This is a genomic window from Spirillospora sp. NPDC046719, assembly GCF_040645715.1.
GTDB lineage: Bacteria > Actinomycetota > Actinomycetes > Streptosporangiales > Streptosporangiaceae > Spirillospora.
Genome location: NZ_JBEYYT010000608.1, coordinates 1 through 4,564, shown reverse-complemented (window position 1 = coordinate 4,564; position 4,564 = coordinate 1). Strand labels below are relative to the sequence as shown.

Annotated in this window: 4 protein-coding genes; 2 read left to right on the top strand and 2 right to left on the bottom strand. The window is 75.3% G+C overall.

From position 1 onward, the window contains the following. Positions 1-1,193, bottom strand: a 1,193-nt coding sequence (locus ABZ914_RS47110) for a DUF58 domain-containing protein (protein ID WP_500201154.1), incomplete at its 3' end; no start/stop codon positions are given. Positions 1,194-1,197: 4 nt separating this feature from the next. Further along, complete coding sequence (locus ABZ914_RS47105) at positions 1,198-2,241, bottom strand: AAA family ATPase (protein ID WP_500201155.1); 1,044 nt, start codon at positions 2,239-2,241, stop codon at positions 1,198-1,200. A gap of 522 nt (positions 2,242-2,763) precedes the next feature. Between ABZ914_RS47105 and mraZ the strand changes: the two genes are divergently transcribed. Further along, positions 2,764-3,195 (top strand): division/cell wall cluster transcriptional repressor MraZ, encoded by a 432-nt coding sequence (gene mraZ, locus ABZ914_RS47100; RefSeq protein ID WP_190868956.1) that lies wholly within the window; start codon positions 2,764-2,766, stop codon positions 3,193-3,195. A gap of 240 nt (positions 3,196-3,435) precedes the next feature. Beyond that, positions 3,436-4,422, top strand: a complete 987-nt coding sequence (rsmH, locus tag ABZ914_RS47095) for a 16S rRNA (cytosine(1402)-N(4))-methyltransferase RsmH (RefSeq protein ID WP_190868955.1) — start codon at positions 3,436-3,438, stop codon at positions 4,420-4,422. Positions 4,423-4,564: the final 142 nt, after the last annotated feature.

The following is a 4,564-nucleotide window of genomic DNA, read 5'->3' as shown; positions in this document are numbered from 1 at the left end:
GCGCCGCGCGCCCCCGGGACCCGCGGCCGGGCGATCCGCGCGCGGTGGCCCGTCTCGGACGCGCCGTTCCGGCCGGCGGGGGAGGCGTCGAGCAGCACCGCGAGCCGGGAGCCCGCGCCGCGGCGCGTCACCGCGACCCGGTGCGCCTCCTCGGCGGTCAGCGCGCCGAACACCGCCGTGACGAGCCCGTCGCCCTCCCGGCCCTGGCCGGGCGCGCCGCCCAGCGCCGCGAGGCCGGGCGTCAGCGACGCGCCCTTGGACCGCCGCGCCACCGCCAGCGCCTCCAGCAGCAGCCCCTCGAACGCCCCGTCGAACGACGCCGCCGCCGACAGCGCCTCGCCCTCGTCGGTCACGAACCGCAGGTTCATCCCCGTCCGGCCGAGATGCACCCCGATCGACGCGGCGACCGACACCGCCTGCTCGAACGAGCCGCCCGGGCCGTCGCCCCAGTGCGCGCGGCGCCGGGTGTCCAGGAACAGCGTCCCGCTGCTCTGGAAGTGCTGCTCCTCGCGCCGCACCATCAGCTCGCCGTGCCGGGCCGTCGACCGCCAGTGCACCCGCCGCAGGTCGTCGCCGTGCCGGTACTCGCGCGGCGCGACGTCGTCCTCGCCCGCCGCCGACACCGCGCGGGCCAGGCTCTCGCCGCCGCCGCCCCACGCACCGCTCAGCCGGGTCGCCGGCAGCGGCACGATCGCCGGGGTGACGGTGAGGGTGTCGGCCATGCTGAACGAGCGGACCAGCTCCACCATCCCGAACGGGTCGGCCAGCCGGACCGTCAGCGGCCCCACCCGGAAGCGGCCGCGCACGTCGGACCGGATCCGGTAGCCGAGCTCCCGCGAGCCCTGCGACTCGATCCGGTCCAGCACGAACCGCGCCCGCCCGCCGAGCGCGTACGGCACCCGGTCCTCCACCAGCAGCAGCCCGCTCGGCAGCCGCGAGACGTTCTCCAGCCGCAGGTCGACGCGCGTCTCGTGGCCGACCGGCAGCCGCGGCGGCTCCAGCCGCCGCGCGCACGCCAGCCGGTAGCGGGTCCGCGACACCGCCAGCGTCGACAGCAGCGGCAGCGCCAGCACCAGGATCCCGGCGCGCAGCAGGTCCCGCTCGCCGAGCACGAACGCGCACACGATGGCCGTCGCGCCGGCGGCCACGAAGGACCGCCCGCGCGTGGTCAGCCCGGCCAGCGCCCGCCTCAACCGGTCACTTCCCGGGTGCGGGCACCGGCAGGCGGCGCACCAGGTCGGCGACCACCTGCTCGGGGCGCCGCCGCTCCACCTGCGCCTCCGCGGTCGGCAGCAGCCGGTGCGCGAGGACCGGGACGGCCAGCTCCTGCACGTCGTCCGGCAGCACGTAGTCGCGCTCGTCCAGCGCCGCGTACGCCCGCGCCGCCCGGACCAGGTGCAGGGTGGCGCGAGGGGAGGCGCCGAGCCGCAGCTCAGGGTGCTTGCGCGTCGCGGTGACCAGGTCGATCGCGTACTGCCGCACCGACGCCGCGACGTGCTGGCGCCGCACCACCTCGATCAGGTCGCGGACGTCGGAGGCGTGCGCGACCGGGGTGAGCCGGTCCAGCGGCGACGACCCGCCGTGCGCGTCGAGCATCTCCAGCTCGGCCGCCGGGTCGGGGTACCCCATCGAGATCCGCGCGGTGAACCGGTCGCGCTGCGCCTCCGGCAGCGGGTAGGTGCCCTCCATCTCGACCGGGTTCTGCGTGGAGATCACCATGAACGGGGGCTCCAGCGCGTAGGTGGTGCCGTCGACCGTGACCTGGCGCTCCTCCATGCACTCCAGCAGCGCCGACTGCGTCTTCGGCGACGCCCGGTTGATCTCGTCGCCGACCACGATGTTGGCGAACACCGGGCCCGGCTTGAACTCGAACTCGCGCAGCTCCTGGTTGTAGGCGCTGACCCCGGTGATGTCGCTGGGCAGCAGGTCCGGCGTGAACTGCACCCGCCGCACCGAGCAGTCGACCGAGCGGGCGAGGGCCTTGGCCAGCATCGTCTTGCCGACGCCGGGCACGTCCTCGATCAGCAGGTGCCCCTCGGCGAGCAGGACGGTCAGCGCCAGCCGCACCGCCTTCGGCTTGCCCTCGATCACCGACTCGACGGCGCCCCGGATCCGGTCGGCGATCCGCGCGAGGGCGGCGAGGTCGCGGGCGGAGCCCTCACGTCCCGCCGGGCCCTCCGCCCCGCCGCCGCCCGTGCTGCCGGGCCGGGCGGGGCGCGATGCCGGGGGGTCGGTCTCCATGAACGACTCGCCGTGCGTGCCTACTGCCACCAAACCCTCCTCAGCCGTCCGGCCGCGTGGTGTTCTCGAAGGCCCCTGACGGAGCCCGCCCCCCGGGACCGGGGGCCCGTCTCCCCGCGACCGGTGCGGCGCTCTGTGCGCCCGCCCAACCGACAGTACGTCGTCGGAGGGCCCGCCGCGATGTTCATGTGGAACGCGAGCCCATTGTGCTCCACAGGGATCACCACCACAGCCCTGCCGTGCCCACCACTTCGCCCCACCGGCCGTTCCAGTCCCTCCCGCGCGCCCCCTCGGCGGCCGTCCGGAGACGGCGCCGGGAGCCGTTCCGGTGGGGGACCGCGGAGGACGGCTCGCAGGGGGCGCCCGCCGCCCCCCACTTCGCTCCACCCCGTCTGACCTGCGGATTTCTCGACGATCTTCCTGCGTGAGAGGCGTTTTCCTTGTTGACGGTGGGGAAGAGTGGAGTAGAGTGGGGCGCCGTGGGGAGCAGTAGCGCCTCATGCGGCGCGGGAGGTGGGGCCGGTGTTCCTCGGCACCCATTCACCGCGCCTCGACGACAAGGGACGACTGTTCCTGCCGGCGAAGTACCGCGAGGAGCTGTCGGGGGGATTGGTGATCACGAAGGGCCAGGAACGCTGCCTGTACGTCTTCCCCATGGCGGAGTTCCAGCGCATCACCGAGGCTCTGCGTGCCGCGCCGGTCACCGAGAAGGCGGTCCGCGCCTACAGCCGGGTCTTCTTCGCCAGCGCCTCCGACGAGGTCCCCGACAAGCAGGGCCGCGTCACGATCCCGCCGCCGCTGCGCGCCTACGCGGGGCTCACCCGCGACTGCGCGGTCATCGGCGCCAACACGCGTCTGGAGATCTGGGACGCCCAGGCCTGGGAGTCCTACCTCGAGCAGGAGGAGCAGGCGTTCTCCGACGTCTCGGAGGAGGTGTTGCCAGGGATCCTCTAGACGACCCGTCGGTCCGTTGACCGGCACCGGCCCACGTTCGGCCAGGTCTCCAGCCGCTCTCCGAGCCAGCTGGCGCAGCTTCCCCGGCGCCAGACGGCGACCCCCCGCGGTAACGCGGTGATCTTCCTCAGGGCAGCGGATGGGGACCTGGCCGGGCGAGGCCGACGCCGGGGGGACGAGGTCCGGACCGGCGATGCCACACAGTCCGCGAGCGAGGTGGCAGTACCAGGGGGGTGAAGCATGGACGTGGGAGACCACGCGGCCGAGGCCGGTCACGTACCGGTCATGCTCGGTCGCGTTCTGGAACTCCTCGCCCCCGCGGTGGCCGCCGCCCGCGACGCGGGGCGCGCGCCCCGCTACCTCGACGCCACCCTCGGCATGGGCGGCCACGCCGAGGCCATGCTCCGGGCCCACCCGGACCTGCGGCTCATCGGCCTCGACCGCGACACCACCGCGCTGGAGCGCTCCGCGCGCCGGCTCGCCCCCTTCGGCGACCGGGTCGCCCTTGAGCACGCCGTCTACGACGAGATCCCCGGCGTCCTCGCGCGGCTCGGCGTCCCGTCCGTGGACGCCGTCCTGTTCGACCTCGGCGTCTCCTCCCCGCAGCTCGACGAGGCCGACCGCGGCTTCGCCTACTCCTACGACGCGCCCCTCGACATGCGGATGGACCGCACCCAGACGCTCACCGCGGCGGAGGTCGTCAACGGCTACCCGCCCGCCGAGCTCGCCCGCATCCTGCGCGAGTACGGCGAGGAGCGGTTCGCCCAGCGCATCGCCGCGGCGATCGTCCGCGAGCGCGAGCGCGCCCCGCTCGACTCCACCAGGCGGCTCGCCGACCTGGTCCGCACCTCCATCCCGGCCGCGACCCGCCGCACCGGCGGCAACCCGGCCAAACGGACGTTCCAGGCGCTGCGCATCGAGGTGAACGGCGAGCTGGACATCTGGCGGCGGGCGCTGCCCGCCGCCCTGGACGCGCTCCCGGTCGGCGGCCGGGTCGCCGTCCTCAGCTACCACTCGCTCGAGGACCGCATCACCAAGCGGGTCCTCGCCGCGGAGGCGGCCGACACCACCCCGCCGGAGCTGCCCGTCCCGCTGCCCGAGCACGAGCCGAGGTTCCGGCTCCTGACGCGCGGGGCCGAGCTGCCGTCCGACGAGGAGACCACGACCAACCCAAGGGCCGGATCGGTGCGGATGCGCGCCGCCGAGCGGGTCCGGGAGGCGACATGACGACGACGAGCCGACGCCCGCCGGCCACCGCGCCCGCCAGGAACGCGCCGAAGAAGGCCGCGCCCGGGAGGAAGAGGCCCGACCCGGACCGCCCGGACGACGACGCCGCGGGCAGCACCGCCGCGCCGCCGCGCCGCCCGGC

Coding starts and splice junctions, on each gene's coding strand:
- ABZ914_RS47105 (WP_500201155.1), bottom strand. CDS start 2,241: ATGGAGACCGACCCCCCGGCATCGCGCCCCGCCCGGCCCGGCAGCACG.
- rsmH (WP_190868955.1), top strand. CDS start 3,436: ATGGACGTGGGAGACCACGCGGCCGAGGCCGGTCACGTACCGGTCATG.